Source organism: Paenibacillus sp. MY03 (genome assembly GCF_002165585.1).
Taxonomy (GTDB): Bacteria; Bacillota; Bacilli; order Paenibacillales; family Paenibacillaceae; genus Pristimantibacillus; species Pristimantibacillus agaridevorans.
In genome coordinates, this window is record NZ_MXQD01000021.1 from 103,597 (window position 1) to 119,812 (window position 16,216).

Annotated in this window: 10 protein-coding genes; all 10 read right to left on the minus strand. The window is 46.7% G+C overall.

Annotated features, from left to right (window positions below; genetic code table 11):
- Position 1: 1 nt before the first annotated feature.
- The 10 genes from B1748_RS19425 to B1748_RS19470 all read right to left on the minus strand — a co-directional run bounded on the left by B1748_RS19425 (position 2) and on the right by B1748_RS19470 (position 16,131).
- A complete protein-coding gene (locus tag B1748_RS19425; protein ID WP_087569599.1) occupies positions 2-2,749 on the minus strand; it encodes an FG-GAP repeat domain-containing protein in 2,748 nt (915 codons plus the stop codon).
- Between the two features lie 29 nt (positions 2,750-2,778).
- Entirely contained in the window at positions 2,779-3,600 is an 822-nt protein-coding gene (locus B1748_RS19430; RefSeq protein ID WP_087569600.1) for a carbohydrate ABC transporter permease, read from the minus strand.
- A gap of 11 nt (positions 3,601-3,611) precedes the next feature.
- Positions 3,612-4,493, minus strand: coding sequence for a carbohydrate ABC transporter permease (locus tag B1748_RS19435; protein WP_143810338.1), 882 nt, complete (start codon positions 4,491-4,493; stop codon positions 3,612-3,614).
- 30 nt (positions 4,494-4,523) lie between these two features.
- Positions 4,524-5,774: an extracellular solute-binding protein gene (locus B1748_RS19440; RefSeq protein WP_179215680.1), complete on the minus strand. Its 1,251-nt coding sequence runs from the start codon at positions 5,772-5,774 to the stop codon at positions 4,524-4,526.
- Between the two features lie 341 nt (positions 5,775-6,115).
- Entirely contained in the window at positions 6,116-8,389 is a 2,274-nt protein-coding gene (locus B1748_RS19445) for a helix-turn-helix domain-containing protein (RefSeq protein ID WP_087569603.1), read from the minus strand.
- Between the two features lie 266 nt (positions 8,390-8,655).
- A complete protein-coding gene (locus B1748_RS19450) occupies positions 8,656-9,105 on the minus strand; it encodes a NanQ anomerase/TabA/YiaL family protein (RefSeq protein WP_087569604.1) in 450 nt (149 codons plus the stop codon).
- The gene (locus B1748_RS19455; protein ID WP_179215681.1) at positions 9,098-9,763 is read right to left on the minus strand and encodes an SGNH/GDSL hydrolase family protein; all 666 of its coding nucleotides are present in this window, start codon (positions 9,761-9,763) and stop codon (positions 9,098-9,100) included. Before B1748_RS19455 ends, B1748_RS19450 begins: the two co-directional genes overlap by 8 nt.
- A 56-nt stretch (positions 9,764-9,819) precedes the next feature.
- Complete coding sequence (locus tag B1748_RS19460; protein WP_179215682.1) at positions 9,820-10,761, minus strand: aldo/keto reductase; 942 nt, start codon at positions 10,759-10,761, stop codon at positions 9,820-9,822.
- 19 nt (positions 10,762-10,780) lie between these two features.
- Complete coding sequence (locus B1748_RS19465; RefSeq protein ID WP_218781643.1) at positions 10,781-11,581, minus strand: SDR family NAD(P)-dependent oxidoreductase; 801 nt, start codon at positions 11,579-11,581, stop codon at positions 10,781-10,783.
- A 158-nt stretch (positions 11,582-11,739) separates the two neighbouring features.
- On the minus strand, positions 11,740-16,131 hold the full coding sequence (locus B1748_RS19470; RefSeq protein WP_087569607.1) for a DUF2341 domain-containing protein: 4,392 nt from the start codon (positions 16,129-16,131) through the stop codon (positions 11,740-11,742).
- Between the last annotated feature and the right edge of the window lie 85 nt (positions 16,132-16,216).

Sequence of the window (16,216 nt, forward strand, 5' to 3'; positions counted from 1 at the left end):
TCTAAGCTTCATAATGGACGGTTACTTCCGTCACGCGCGGACTATTCCCACCATTTATTGCTCCAAGCGCCAGGCGATATTGAATCCATTGACCAACCTGCAGGGCATCCGTCGCTTTCTGACCATTATCGAACCAGCTATCTTCCATTCCATTCGGACCCTGCCAATTAGCCTGTACCAGCCCGCCTCTACTTGACGCAGTCCGGATTTGAGCCTTCACCCAAGTCTTCGGCTGCAGCTCGGCTATCCAGGAAATTCGCGACACTTTATCTCCGTGAGGGAGTTCGAATTCACTGGATATATAAAATTCTTCCGGACGACGATCCATGATATTACCCGGATCTACGGACATCATGCCATGCGGCCCCATTGTAGGGAGCTTAGTCATCCGTTCTTGAGAGAATCCATCAGGACCATTCCACATGACATAGGAATATCCGCAGTGATTCCCATTCGTCTTGTGGTTAGCGATAGCCAAGTCGACCCAACCGTCTTCATTGAAATCAATCGCCATCGATCCGCAAGATGAATGGGTAAATATCGTCGAACGGTAATCCGCGGAATAGACACCTCCCGGTTGTCCCCAGTAGATATAGGCATCAATGTCCCGTTCACGTCCAGAATTATAGGATGTAACGAAGATATCCAGAATGCCGTCACGATTGAAATCGGCTATCGTTATCGAATTTGCCGTATGCGCCGGGAGCTGCGTTCGTCTATCCTCGCGGAATCCTTCCGGACCGCCCCAGTAAATATAAACATAGGATTCATTCGCAACCTTTTTACCCATCGATAGATATCCGCCGACAATCAGATCAAGCCAACCATTCCCGTTTAAATCCGCTGCTTGGGCGCATATACCGCCATCACAATTCAATACGGTCGAACGGTTCATCGAGAATCCTTCCGGACCGCCCCATAGTATATAACTCGGTCCAAAAACCTGCGATACATATAAATCCAACCAACCGTCATTGTCGAAGTCCGCAGTAAACAACCAGCGCGGCTCCCGATAAGCACGACCTGCCAGCATCTCGTACGAATACAATTTCTTCTCCGGATTGAATATCTTCATATCGGGATCCATCATGATTTTCTGCGGATGATCCACGTCGAATCCTTCGGGTCCGCCCTTGAAGATCAACAGCTCCGGATTACTCGCTCCCGCAACCACGATGTCCAAGTATCCGCTGTGGCGGAAGTCGCCGACGGCACAGCCATGCGCTCTAACCGTAGGCAGCACCAACTTGTTATCGGGATCGAATCCATTCACGCCATTCCAATAGAGATAGGATCCCGGATCAAGGTGGGGAGCGTTCTCCGAACAATTGGCAAGAAACACATCGCCCCAACCATTGTCATTGAAATCGCAGCAGATGGAATCAACCGCCGCCCATCCCGGGAACTCGATCCGCCTATCTTCATTAAAGCCATCGGCCCCCCCTAAATAGGCGTATGCGGGCACGTCTCCTCTGACTCGCCCAGAGACATGATTAATAAAAATCACTTGAGGAGAAGGCGAATCCATCGTTGTACCGATCAATGCTGTCGTGGCATCATGCGTTACAAAACGAATGAGCTCCGCTGAAGCGTCAGGATGCGCAAATTTAACAATGATCGACTCGGTTGTATTCATAACATCTGTTCTTCCTTGACAGATCACAATTTCCAATTGTCCATCTCCATCAAGATCATGCATGACCACGTCACGCGCGCTTTGGGTTGGAATCTCCAGTCTTTCCCTGTTGGAGTACCCCGAAGGATGACCCCAATAAATCCATGAGGACTCGCTTCGATCCCGATCCTTACAAACGACGAGAACAATGTCCTCATAACCGTTCCCGTTTACATCGCCGACTGCGGCAGAGATAACCGATTCGCAATTCAAGATAAGAGGTTCGGCTGCTTTTCGACTTGTTGATAGAGGATAGAAATAGGCTGCATCATTTTCTTGACGGAAAAGATGGATATGACCTCCAATTTCAAGGATTTTCGGCGCCCAACCTTCAACAAATACAAGCCACCCTGCTGTCGTACCCGCTAAATCCTGGGCAGCCTCATCGCTCCCGCCAATTTGCATGCAGCCCTCTTGCTGCAATCCTTCAGGACTTCCCCACAGCACCAGGGGATTCCCGCCTTTGACGCGTACGAATAAATCGCAATAGCCATCCTGATCAATGTCCCCGGCAGCCATATGCGTTACTTCAAGCTCTAGCGTTACACGATTCGAAGGCCGGAAACCCGCTGCGGTTTGGTAATAGACGACTAACTTGCCATTGCTGCTGAATGCGATATCCCGATAACCATCGCCATTGAAATCGCCAATCGCCACGGCTCTGCAATTCGGAACAGGAAGTTCAATCTTGTAACGCTCCGACAAACCGCCGGGTGAACCGTAGTAAATATAGGCCGTCAGATCCGAGTGGGTTCCGTTGTTCTGGTTAACAATGACTAAATCATCATATCCATCGCCATTCAAATCACCGATTGCGCCATAATAAGCCCCTGCTGAGGGTAGTTCGATTCGTCTGGCAGAATGTAAGGGATCTACGTAGACATCAATAGCTGGACGTTCGCCCATATCATGACTATTGACATACATAATATCGGTATAGCCATCTTGATTGAGGTCGAAGCGGAAAATCCGTTGCAGAACCCCATTCCGAGAAACATATAGATTTTGTCCGCCGTTACCGAAAGTTCCGTCTGCGAAGGCAGCATAGCCGCTTTCACGCCAAGCTTTACTCAAGTCAACCCCTCCATAATCCTGCTTAATGACTACCCTTTGACCGCACCGACAGTCAGCCCTTGGACAAAATATTTCTGGAAGGAAATAAAGATAATGACAACGGGCAGCGACGTTACAACCGACCCTGCCATGATGAGCCCCCAATCAACTGCTTCCGCATCAATTAAGGTGGCAACGCCTAACGGCAGCGTCATCATTTCTGAATTCTTGATGATCAAAAGCTGCCAGATATAATCATTCCAGCTCTGCACGAAAGTAAAGATAGCAATTGCAGCGAGTCCAGGCGTCGATAAGGGCAGCATAATACGATAATAAATGCCCATCTCGCTGCACCCGTCCATTTTTGCCGACTCCAGAACTTCCTGAGGGACGGTTTTCATAAACTGCCTTAATAAAAAGATCATGTAAGGCGCTGCGATCGCAGGGACAATCAATCCAAGATACGTGTTTATTAAATTCAGTTCGATTGCAATCTTAAATTGCGGGATCAGGAGCGCCGCCCCTGGAATCGTCATCGAGCCGACAAATATTGAAAATATAAACTTGCCTGCGCGAAAGTTAATCTTCGCCAAAGAATAAGCAGCCATAGAAGTAATAAAAACGACTGCAAGGGTGGTACTCGCGCTTACAAATACACTGTTTAAAAACCATTTTGCCGCATTCGTATCCAAAAGCTTAATATAGTTATTTAATGTCGGATGATGGGGATAAAATTGTGGCGGAATCTGAAAAGCAATCGACATTTCCTTAAATGAAGATGAAATCATCCAATAAAACGGGAACAAAAACAAAACAGCAGCAATAACGAGCAACAGCTTCAACATAACGACGATCAGGTTGGACTTGTTCATACGATTGCCCCTTAATACTCAATATCCGTTCGCAAAAATTTGAACTGCAGCCATGCAATAATGACAATGATTATGCTCAGTATGACAGCCATCGCATTAGCCCGGCCGTAATCCCCATTTACAAAAGCCTCCTGATACAAGAGCAATAAAATGGTTGTAGTCGCATAATTCGGACCGCCCGCCGTAAACAACAATATAATCGCAAAAAGCTGAAAGGCGCCAATCGTGCTCGTAACTGCAACGAAAAGAATGGTTGGCTTCATCATCGGGAGTGTAATACGAATATGTTTGCGCCAGAACGATGCCCCGTCCAATTCGGCAGCCTCATAATAACTGACGGGAATTCCGCCTAATGCCGCAGATAGGATTACAATAGGTCCGCCGAGTGAAATGGTGAGAACGACTACTGTCGTTGTCACGATCGCCCTGTCATAGCTAAGAAAATTCACCTTGTCTATGTCGAATAGACCAAGGAGAAAATTCAGCAATCCAAAATCATAATTCAGCAGATACTGCCACATAAATGTAATGCTGACAATGGACGTGACCGCAGGAATGTAAAATACGGCTTTAAAAACACTTTGCAGCCTCGTCCTGAACAGACTGATAAAAATCGACAGAATGAAACTAATGATGAGAGTTGCCGGCACAAACATGATAACAATAAGCAGTGTATTCTTGACGGACCTGAGAAAAACATCATCTTGCAGCAGAGATTGGTAATTACCAATCCCTGCCCAACCCGAAGAATAATAGGTGTATTTGTAGAAGCTCACTTTAATAGCATCCAAGATCGGATATAAATAAAATAGTGCGAAAAATAACAAGGCAGGCGCTACAAATAGAAAGCCAAATCTTTCTTTATACAATAAGTTGAATTCTCTTTTCAGCATCGCATGCTCCACTCCAATTCGTGCACTCCATCATTTTTTGGAAGCAATTGCGTCCTTAATGATTTTATTGGCCTTCTCATCATAATCCTGCATCGCTTGCAGCGGCTCCTTGGCACCGATAAATACGGCTTGCATTTCCGGGAAGAACACCGCTCTGGTTTGTGAATATCCTTCAATATCATAAGAGCCGTCAATCGCAATGATATGCTCTGTATCGGTCACCAATTTGGACAACCACAGCTTCTCGGGATCTGGATTGGCTCCTAACGTGTCTCTTCCATAAACATCGAAGGCGTTCATCGCTTTAATAAAATCAGGATCCTCCGTCTGTGCAAACTGGATGAATTTTTTTGCATATTTAATCTTATTCTCATCCCCATTGTCGAAAATAACGAATTGACCGCCTCCGCCGATAACTACGCCTTGATCCTCCTTAACACTTGGGAATGGCGCCAAGATCGCTTCAAACTCTCCCTTGATCGCCCCTTCGTCTTTCGCCTTCTGGACGGCATTCAAGAGTGAAAACCCGCCAAACGCGACAGCGGTCTTTTCTTGAACGAAATAATCGTTGCTCATTCCAGCAGCTCTTGTTTCCGGATTTGGATATACAAGCTGTTTATCTATTAGCGATTTGAACCACTCCACCGCTTGCACATTTTCCGTGGAGCTAAATGTACTTTGCGTACGGTCATCCGAATAACGTTTTCCGCCAAAACCAGCCATAAAGCTGTGATACAGAGCATCCCCCTGCTCATTCAAGCCGAACATTAGAAACGGATAATGATCCGGCGTTTCCTTCTTCTGATATTCCCTTACAGCCACGAGGAGTTTTTCAAATTGTTCGATCGTCCACGTCCGTAATTCTCCCGAGGGCAATAAGTCCGCCGCTCCCGCTCTTTCCACTAACGATTTATTGATGACCATGAGTGTCGCACCCAATCCCTGAGGGTAGCTGAAGATCGTTCCGTCTTGTAAAGTTACTTTCTCAAGAACATTTTGCGGGATTTTTTTTAGCTGCTCCTCCGTCAATAAATCATTTAGAGGTACCGTATATCCCCTCTTCGCATAGCTGGTCGTACGTCCAGGAGAATCATTAAGAATATCCGGTGCCGTTTTGGATGCAAGAGCTACATTCACCTTCTGATCTCCGCCATCATAGGGAATGATTTCAAGCTTCACTTTCACGTTGGGATATTTCTTTTCAAACTTTTCAATCAGTGTCTGGGCATATTCACCTGGCTTTTGATCTGGCAAATTCCAAACCGGATAGTTCCAGAACACAAGCTCGACCGGCTTCTCATCTTCCGGATTAGTAGTTGCTTCCTGGCTCGGAGTCACGGATGATGATGAGCTGTCCGGCTCAACCGTTGTCCCCTCGTTATTCCCGCTCCCGCATCCGCCCAATATGGTTACAACCAACAGCATCACGAGCAAGCAAGCTAAACCGTGCTTTCTTCTTCTCATTTTCTACCCCTCCAGAATTTTGTTAGAAAGCAACCAAAATTAAACCGCTTTCATAAATTAAATGTTAGCGGACATATGGCTCAGGCGACCATATAATATTCTGGGTTTTCCCTTGAAAAAACCATTGTGCCGTCTATAAAATTAGGCTGAACAGCGTTTTACTGGTGCTGTTCTCGATACTTTACCGGCGAAACTCCAAAAATCCCCTTAAAGCTGAGACTGAAATAATTGGCATCCTTGTAGCCCACTTTTGCGGCTACTTCACTGATCTTTAAATCCGTTAGCGTAAGTAAATTTTCGGCTTCTTTCATACGCACAGCCGTGACATATTGAGAGAAATTTTTGCCTGTCTCTTGTTTGAACAGCTTGGAAAAATAATTTTCGCTTATATATAATTCCTTACTAATGGTGCTAACGGAAAAATCGCCATCGATGTATCGCTCATTAATGATCGTGATTGCTTTGGCAATCGTTTCATGCATCCGTGTTTCGCGTTTATTCCCGATTAATTGTGCGGATGTTTCTAAGAAAACGGAGAACTCTTGTTTCAGTTCATGTGTATGGCGAAACAAGTTAAAGCTTTCAAGCGATGGCAACCGGGGGATAGTCGGGTCGGCATTAAAAAGATCGATTCCCAGATTGCTCATTAATTTAAGAATTTTCAAATGGGTATGGCCTAACGATCGATTCATCGTTTCCCTGGTCACAAATTGTTCTTTGAAGGTATTAAAAAGCAGTTCCGTGCTCTCGGTCAATTGTTCTCCTCGTCCAAACTTTACTGCTTGTACAATCTCATCCTCTATTCGTTCCAATTGTTCATAGTTGTTATCCTTCTCTTGAATATCATTAATATAGATAATTTCATTCGCTTCGAATAAGTGCTTATAGTGAAGCGCATCAAGTGCTTCATTATAAGATTCGTGGATTTTATCATAGCTGAACGAGGAACGGCTTACTCCGAAAGTTGTCGGCACTCCCTTCTCCCTATTCAAAGACTCATGCAAGTATGGAATGAGATCCATTTCCGCTTCTTGTAAAATAACGATCAGACGGCGATTGTCAAGAATATGCAACAAAGCAGCCGAATGAACGGATACTAATCTGGATTGAAGAAACCGTTCTATATCGTCTATCGGAATAAATTCCTTATCGCTCATGGGAGTGTCATGAATTTCGATTACAACAACAACAATATTAACTCCGACGGTAGCAGCTACTCCAAGTTCTGCTCCTTGAGAAGAGAATTCATCGATTGTGATCCTGCCTAATAACAGCTTGCTGATTAATCTTTCCTTTCTTAGGGGAACGCTATTTTTTAGCGTATCAACCATTTGGTTGAAGTTATTGGCGAGGATGCCTATTTCATTAGAAGGAATCTTGACCATTCTTACATTTAAATTCCCATGACTGACGCGATTCATTAACGTTACCAACTCTTTGATCGGCTTGACGAGAAATGTGGAGAGGAAAAAAGAAATCATAACAACTCCGCATAGTACGAATAGGATAAGGTATACGATTATTTTTTTTATATAATCCACATCTTTGTAGAGCTCATCTACAAGGACACGGCTCATCAACGTATAGTGATACTTGTCATTTTTAAAAATAGATACGAAAAAGTCTTCTCCATTCATATTGGTTTGAAAGGAGGGCTCTTTTTGCAATTGGGCGGTTTTATTCAATTCGCTAACCGTTCCCTGAAGTTCTTTATGCGCATCAATCGCGACTATTCCTTGAGAATCGACTAATGTTGTCAGCTGTAATTCTGTATTCCGGAATAGAATCGAGGAGAGCGCCCCCTTCTTGATATTTATCATCATCATGCCAATCGGTTTCGTGCCTCGCGGTTTATTGAGTGCATTAATCTGGCTAATAAGGGTTATACTATTGTGATCCTTCGAGTTTCCTCCAGAGAAATCGATGAATATTTCTCCCCGCAGCTCAGCCACCTGATCTTGCAATTCTGGAGTAAAGTAGTTATTCACCCATGCTTCCGTATTAAAGTTTTGGTTCATGGTATAGTACTGCTTGCCATTAGTGTCTATAAAAACAATTGCATTAATATCCGTTTGCGTCACATTAACTTCGTACATTCTGGAGTAGAACTCATTGACGAATTCAATTTTGCTTTGGTTGGATAGCCCTTCCAGCCCCTGTAACAATTTCTGCGTTGGCGCCTCGTAGGCTAACGAAATCATCAAATCGGAATATTGGGCTAATTTAATATTAATCCGATCATCAATATTAGTTAACGAACTTATTACTGCGCGGTTTTCCTTTTCTTTAATGACTTTCTCAGCCACATAACTCGTAATTCCGGAGAAGACGATAATAATTAGAACGGAAAGGAATATATAAGTGGATATTAAAATAACTTTCAACGATAAAAAGGTTCTCTTTGACGTTCGAATCACCTCTCTATTCCCCATGCTGCCACCCTTTCCCTAGCTTCGATTTTATATCCCCCACGGATACAGCGCTTTCATTTTTCTAAACCGCTTCTACAACTCATTCATTGATATTTTCTCAGAGTAGCATAATTATAACTGTAATGCCCATATAGATATCTGGGTTTTTTCTCAAAAAAAAGGATATTTGCGCTGCTGGAGACGACCGCCAAAACGATTATCGCTTTGTAGATGCGCCAACGAAAACAAAAGAGGGAAACCATTCGGTTCCCCCCTCTTGTGGTTGATTAAACCTTTACCTTAATCACAATTTTTTTAACCGGCTGCGGAGTGTGAATCGCCATACCTGGCATATGAACATCTTGCGGCGCTGCCAATATAAAATGACCTTCCTTCAATAGGAAGAAATCGCCTGTCGCATCGAATATCGCATAGTCGGAATCGGAATCATACGGTCGTGTTACAACCGCTTGCCCGATAGGCGCGTAACCAAAGTTCTCCTCGCCTTCAGCCACAAATTGAATGTCCATGTACCGCTCATGCGCTTCCCAGAATCCTTGCTCTCGCGGTTTGGTTTCATAATGCTGAACGATTGCGAAAATATTGTCTCCGTCAATCTCATATTTTCCAGGCTCAAGAGTTTTCCAATTCTCGTTAGCTATAAATTGTGCTGCTTGCTCTAACCGCGGATGGAATCCTGTATACTGCTTGAAATTTTGCAAAGCGTCTCTAATCATGGGGCGACCTCTCCAATTCTTCTGCGCTAGGCATGATATTCAGATAATGATAGATTTGCCCTGCTATGAATGCATGTCCCTGGGCACCGGGATGAATGCTGTCATGCATGAGCATCAAGTGGCTGTTAGTCGATCCTTGTACATATTCACGCCAATGACTATAAATATCACATAAAGGAGTATCCGTTGCGGCCGCCACTTCCTGCACGGCTGCGGCATACTCCGGATAGGCCGTTCTAGCTAGGACCGCCTGTTCATGAATATTATAATCGAGCGCATTCTGGGTTAAAAGCAGCACCTCTGATCCGGATGCCATAACTCTAGTGATAATCTGTTCCAAGTTCCGTTTAAATGGGGCAATACCTGCTTCTCCTTGCACAGAATCATTTATGCCGATCATCACTGTAATCAGATCCGCTCCGAATCGCAAGGCGTCTTCATCCAGTCGATCCAGTATCCCTTGCGAAGTATCTCCGCTTTTCCCAACGTTGAACACATACGACTTGCGATTGTACCGTTCCATTAACCGTTCTGCAAGCAGACCCACATAATTAAGCTTGCCCTTAAGATGATAATTCTGTTCTGTAATGGAATCGCCTATGCAAACGATAAAAGCCCGTTCACCACGCTGCAATTGATCTAACACCCTGAGCTTCAACATTACCCTCCTATTCTGGGAGATATCTATAAATCGCTCGGCTATACAACCTGACGTTAGCGTGCCCTGCTCCACATCCCCGGTGTAAGGAGCCGCTCAGGCAGATTCCGGAATCGCTCTCTTATTTCATTACAAATTGACTCCGGTACGGCAGGCCCTTCTATTAACCGCAAATTTCCCTCCAGTTGCTCAACTGTCTGCACGCCGATAACCAGACTATCTACTCCCGGCATATCGCGAATATAGGAAACAGCCAGCTCGGCAGGAGTTAAGCCACAGCTATGCGCAAGCTCGCGAAGCTGGCGGATCGGTTCAACAGCCTCGGGCAATTGAGAGGGCAGCTCTGCTTCATTCGCATAGAAAAGGCCTTGCAGGAACACGCTGCGGACAAACACGGTTTTGCCTGCGGATCGCAACATCTCCAGACACCCGTTATTCAGAGGTCGATGATCGAACACATTTAACGGAAGCTGTACAGCGCCGAAAACGGAGTCTTCCAAATACGGACGCAGCATTGCAAACTCCTCTTCCGTATTGGACGAAAATGAAATACCCGCCTTTTCCACTAAACCATCCCGTACAAGCTCGGCGAATACTTGCGCAATGATGTCCCCATGAGCTCGCATCGCATCGACGTTATGCAGCATCATAGCAGACACTTGCTCGACACCGAGTTTCTCAAGCGACGCTCTCGTCTGGCGGTAGATCTCATCTTTTATTCGTCCAGGACTCCAGCTTTGCTCCGGCTGCACATAAATTTTGGTAATGATTGTCGGAGCTTCTCCAGATTGCAACTTGCCAAAAAAACGGCCCAGTATTTGCTCAGATTCCCCGTACGTCGCAGCCGTATCGTAGGCCGTCACTCCACCTTGCCATGCTGCTTGCAAAATACCATAACTTGCTCGAACATCAGGCATTTGATTAGTGCCGATAAGCCCATAATTCATGCCAAGTTGTACTGTGCCAAGCGTCATTTTGGATACTGTAAGTTTATTCACGGACATTTTACCCTTTCTTTTACCAAATTGTCCATCCTCCATCAAGCAATAGATTATGACCCGTGATGTAACGCGAAGCTTCGGAGGCGAGGAAAACGATCGGCCCCTTGATATCATCGTCTTCGGCCAATCTGCCAAGCGGAGTCATAGACTTGTAATTGTTCACGAATGCATTCGAATGCTCCTCATGCTGATTCTCTCCTTCGTAATAACCACCAGGACTAATCGCATTGACGCGAATGTTATAGGGTCCATAATAGCTCGCCATCCATTTCGTCATTCCGATCATCCCCCACTTCGCGAACGTATACTCGACACCGCTGGTCATACCCGTATCTCCATATACAGGGAAGTGAGGCGCCTGCGCTCCTTGAATGGAGGCTATGTTAATAATATTTCCTTTGCCCGCGGCACGCATCAGTTTAACAGCTTCCCTCGAGATAAGCATCAACCCCGTTCCGTTCACCTGCTGTGCCATGTTCCATCCTTCGGCAGTCGTCTCTTCAACATTGTTTAAACCATAACGGGAAACAGAGTTATTGACGAGAATATCAATTCGCCCATACCTGTCGGACACTTCTGCGATAAATGCGATAATGCTTTGTTCATCGCTCAGATCCAGCTTCATGCCTGATGCTTTGTATCCGCGTTCATTAAAGCGATCTGCGAGAGCCTGACACTTCTCCTCGTTGCGGGAAGCGATAATGACATGCGCTCCTGCCTCGCAAAGAGCGGTGGAAATATGTTCGCCGTACAAACCCGAGCCTCCTGTAACAATTGCAACCTGATCATTTAATTGGAACAAATCCATCATCGACATTACAAACCCACTTTCTATTTAAATTCATGTAATGCGCTTTATATATATAATATGGTATTACCAATTAATATAGCATCTGCTCTTTGTTTTAGTCAATTTATTTCATTTCATTCCATGCATGTAGAAAGGGAGTACACGAACCGTATACTCCCTATCTCTTATTGAATAGCTTTCAGTATAACCTTCACCACTTCCGCACGGGTCGATTCGCCCCCCGGAGCAAAACGGTTGCCGCCGCGTCCTTCGACCAGTCCGCGAGCAGCCGCCTCAGCAACCAGGGGCTTGGCCCAAGCCGGAATCGCTGCGTCGTCCGCAAAGCTCGTAGCCGACTCCATGCCGACAGGGAGCCCCAGCGCACGCACTGTCATTGCAATCATTTCCGTTCGAGTTATCCTCGCATCCGGACGGAAAGTGCCGTCATCATAGCCCTGTATGATGTTCGATTTCAGCGCCTGCGCTATCGATAGCAGAGCCCAGTCCGGGATATGCTCGCTATCGGCAAACGACAACGGCAACGCTTCTTCATCGGACTCCAGCTCCAGCGCGCGGGCAAGCATAACGATAAACTCGGCTCTTGTCAGCTCTTTATCAGGCTTGAACATGCCATCTGGATAGCCATTGACAATCCCTAGCCTTACCGCCTCATAGACGGCTGCTTGACTCCAATGTCCGGCCAAATCGCTAAACGATATGGCGGGCTCTGTCGATCCAAGCGGCTTGGCGAAGACCGCGAAAGTTGCCAGACGATCTGTTGCCGCCGAAACAAAATCACCTTCAACCTTTCCTCCGATTTCAACCCAAACTTCCGTCTCTTCATCATAGTAAGCAATAACAGGCAGTTGATGATCTTCAAGCTTATCCCGATCAAACTTCAGCTTGATCGTTGCCGGCTTCTTCAGGCTTCCTGCTACATTTTTTGATACTTTAAAAGCAGGACTTAACCGGCTCCATTCCGGATGCTCAGTCGCATCGGCTGCCGAAAGCTTGGAGATGGCAATACGCATGGCGTCGTCCGAGGCTCCTGCGGGAATCGTCAATTCTATTTCATTATTGCTGCCAAACGTCCCGCCTTCCCCCGCAGCAACGTTCCATTCATTAGCGGTATTGCCGCCAGTTGAAGGCCATGTCGATCCCGATGACTCTCTGAGCTGCATACGGAATCGGTTGGAATGGGCCTGTGCCACATTGCCGTTCATATCAGACGCGCGAATATGCAAATACCAATCGCCGGACACGTTCGACAAAGCAATCGCATCGCTTAAGCCGAATGCTTGCCAGCCTGTATCCGGAGCCGTCTCGCTCTGTGCCCAAACATACATAAGCTGATCGGCGTCGATACCGCTCCAATTACCGCTCCAATCATCTGTTACCGCCGCTTGGACTGAGGCTTCGTACAGCAGGGTTTCACTGCCGTCTGGAGAGAACGAGATTGCCGGAGCAGTCGTGTCCGTCTCTTCGACCGCCGCCTCCTCATCTCCGATCAATCCGGCTTGCGGCAGCGCCACTGATAGATCCTGAATCATCACTTCATCCACATAGACTTCCGTCCCAAGTCCCGAAGCGCCGGATGAGATCATCAGATGGTTAATGACTTTACCCGGATGAGCAGCCTCTATCGTTCCCTTGAATGCATCATTTACATAGACGTCGGCCAGTCCACTGTCCAAATCAAAATCAAGACGAATTTTATGCCATTCATTAAACGTCAAGCTTGTCGGCGTCGCCAGCTCATGGAACTCGATCGGCTGGTCATACTCCGTGATGACACGCATAATCTCTTGCTGCGGCGCCCCGAAAGTAAAGGCCGTGTCCGAGTAGTTTTGGTGGACCTTTACATAACGCGCTTCGACATCCAGATGCTCCAGGCCAATCTTAATATTGCCGTCTTCCTTCTCGAAGGTCCATCCTTCCAGAAGAGTCCAATCCCCATTGTTCATATGGCTGACATACACTTCAAGGTTCTGCTGTTGTATCCGATTTCCCGGCAGGTTGTCTGGCGGCTGCGGTTTATTATATTGCTTGCTGTCATTCAACTGGATTTCGCGAAGCTTGGCAGCCCTGCCAAGATCCACGCCTACGCTGCGATCCTTGTAATCTAGCGCGAACGGGAAAGCGTCCGAGAAATGGGACAAGTTGCCGGTCAGCGGGTTGCTATCCGGATTCACAAAGCCTACTTTGACCGTCCCGGTTGAAGAATTTATTTCCGTATTCGTATATTTCAACGATCCGTCGGAATCTAGCTGCAGGATAAAACCGGCGCCGAGCGCATTCCAATGCTGCGAGTATCCTTCCTGCAAGGAGATAAAAAGATCGTTGTCGAAGCTCTCTCCATACACTGAGAGCTGGACGCTCGCTTTCCGGGTGGCCGGGAATAACCTCGATCCGCCCGTTACTCTTTGGTCATCGACATTATTGCGAATATAAAGCGACCTCATGCCTTGCTTCGCAACAGCGTCACTTGTAGTAACGACTCCGGAGTTAGCCGTCTTCCACCAGTAGTCATTGGCCAGACTTGTCCCATTATCGGGAGTAACTCCGCTATGCTCATACTCGAAGCTATCCAATGCGCCATGGCTTTGGCGCAAATAACGGTCAAAATCCTCTACCAGCATAGAGAAGGCCCCCATCAGTCCAGGCCACGTGAACAGCCACGCATCATCGCCTGCCCTTACTCCATCCGCCTGAACGACGTTGCGCTTCTCGTTCTCGGAAATCCATCCCGGAGTCGATAAGCGAGTGCGTCCAGTCAGATCATGATAGCCCTGCCAGGTGAGCGTCTCATCATCACTGTAAGCAATAGTAAGATTGTTGCGATAATAACTCCCCATTCCTTCCGCATTATGCCCTGACCATGTCAATAAAATATTCCCGTTGTCATCCCGCTGCATGGCAGGGAACGTATTGGTGCTCATCATTTCACTGTCGGCCACCGGGGACCATGTCAATCCTTCATCCGCCGATGAGCTTGTCCCAAGATAATAGATATCCGATCTTTGCTGACGCAAGTAAGTCTTTAAGCTGCCGTCGGCCAATTCAATAATGGCAACCTCAGTCACTCCGCCTTCCCCGCCGATGGAAGGAATCGTAAGCTCGGAAACGCTTTTCTGCCAAGTGCCCCCATTATCGTCCGAGTACAGGAAGCTGACGCCAAAGGTGCCGTCATCTCCGATGACATGGGAGAATGGAGCGATGATCCTTCCAGAACTATGACGAATCGGATTTGTATAAGAGATCATATAATGAATCGGCGCCCCGGAAGCTGTCTGCAGGCCCGTTATTCGCGCTGGTTCGCCGAATATCGGCTTTTGTCCGTCGAATCCGTTTGATTTGACGACATACATATCGTTGCGGCACACATCGATAGACAAACAAGTATTGCCGCCGCTCCACACGCCAAAATAATGATGGACGGCAAAGAACAAATAAACTTCGCCCGTATCGGGATCAACATAAGTTCCGGTAGGGAATTCATATAAGTCGGAGCCTGCCGCCGAAACAGGGAGAATAATCGTTTCCTGATCCGTCCATGTCTTGCCGCCGTCAAAGGAGTAATTGGCCAGTATGCCCGCGTCATTCGAGCCTGCCACTGTCATCAGCGTGCCATCCTTCAATCGCACCGGCTTCAATTCCCCTGATTGTTCCACAATTGTTTTGTTGCCGTACTCGATTTGCAGCGCTTCCTGTGCTCCACCGCGGAAGGAGGCCGCCGGGTTGCCGTAATACATATAAATTTGTTTCGTTTCCTCAGGCTGCATTTCAGGAATTCGTACGTAGAAACCTGCATCATCCATATAGAAGTGCAGCTCCTGGCCACCAGCCGCAAAGCGAATATCGCGATAATCGGCTTGCAGCTTCCCATCGGCAATCAATTGCGCGGTTCCCAGATCCACCTTAGTCAAATAAACCGCCCGATCATTGATCATCTCGGCATTCGGATTGGAGACGGTTACCGGCTTTTGATACAACCAGCTTTGTCCATTGCCGGCCGTCCAGCGTCCTTTCGGCAGCTGATACGCTTTCATCATCTCTTGCAGGCTGTCATTATAAAAAGTGCCTTTCGCATCATCAAAATGGTTATGAACCTTTACATAACGAGCTGATTCCGAAAAATTGTACAAAATTACACGGTTGTCCACTTTTACGAAATCCCAATTTTTTACTTTGCTGTACGTCTCATTGTCCGTACTGACGTATAGGGACAGATCGCTTTTCTCCACTCGGTTCGACGCATTCGCAGCTTCAAGTTCGATGGTGTTTACAGCCGCGACTGCTCCAAAATCGACTCCGATGCTGCGATACTGATAATCCAGCTCCATTCTCCCGCTATTGCCGAAGCCGCTTAGCTGCCCCAGCTCCGGATTGGCGTCTTTATTCGCAAACCCCGCCGTTGATGCAAGCAAGCCTGAGCCATAACCGCTATAAAGATCGGTTTCTTCCGGCTGCCCGCTTGCCATCGCCAATTGCGGTACAGCCAAGGCCAGAATCATCCCTATGCAGATGTAAAACTGAAACTTGCGAAATCCTTTGCGAAGTAACTGTTCACTTCTCATTCATTAATTCCTCCTATTAGTTATTTTGTAACCGCTTCCTCACTGATTATAAAAGGAGTCCATCATTCGATGAACCCCTTAACAT

Excerpts from the sequence above, each read along its gene's own strand:
- B1748_RS19450 (WP_087569604.1), bottom strand. The coding sequence starts at position 9,105 with ATGATTAGAGACGCTTTGCAAAATTTCAAGCAGTATACAGGATTCCAT.
- B1748_RS19430 (WP_087569600.1), bottom strand. The coding sequence starts at position 3,600 with ATGAACAAGTCCAACCTGATCGTCGTTATGTTGAAGCTGTTGCTCGTT.
- B1748_RS19435 (WP_143810338.1), bottom strand. The coding sequence starts at position 4,493 with ATGCTGAAAAGAGAATTCAACTTATTGTATAAAGAAAGATTTGGCTTT.
- B1748_RS19445 (WP_087569603.1), bottom strand. The coding sequence starts at position 8,389 with ATGGGGAATAGAGAGGTGATTCGAACGTCAAAGAGAACCTTTTTATCG.
- B1748_RS19470 (WP_087569607.1), bottom strand. The coding sequence starts at position 16,131 with ATGAGAAGTGAACAGTTACTTCGCAAAGGATTTCGCAAGTTTCAGTTT.
- B1748_RS19465 (WP_218781643.1), bottom strand. The coding sequence starts at position 11,581 with ATGTCGATGATGGATTTGTTCCAATTAAATGATCAGGTTGCAATTGTT.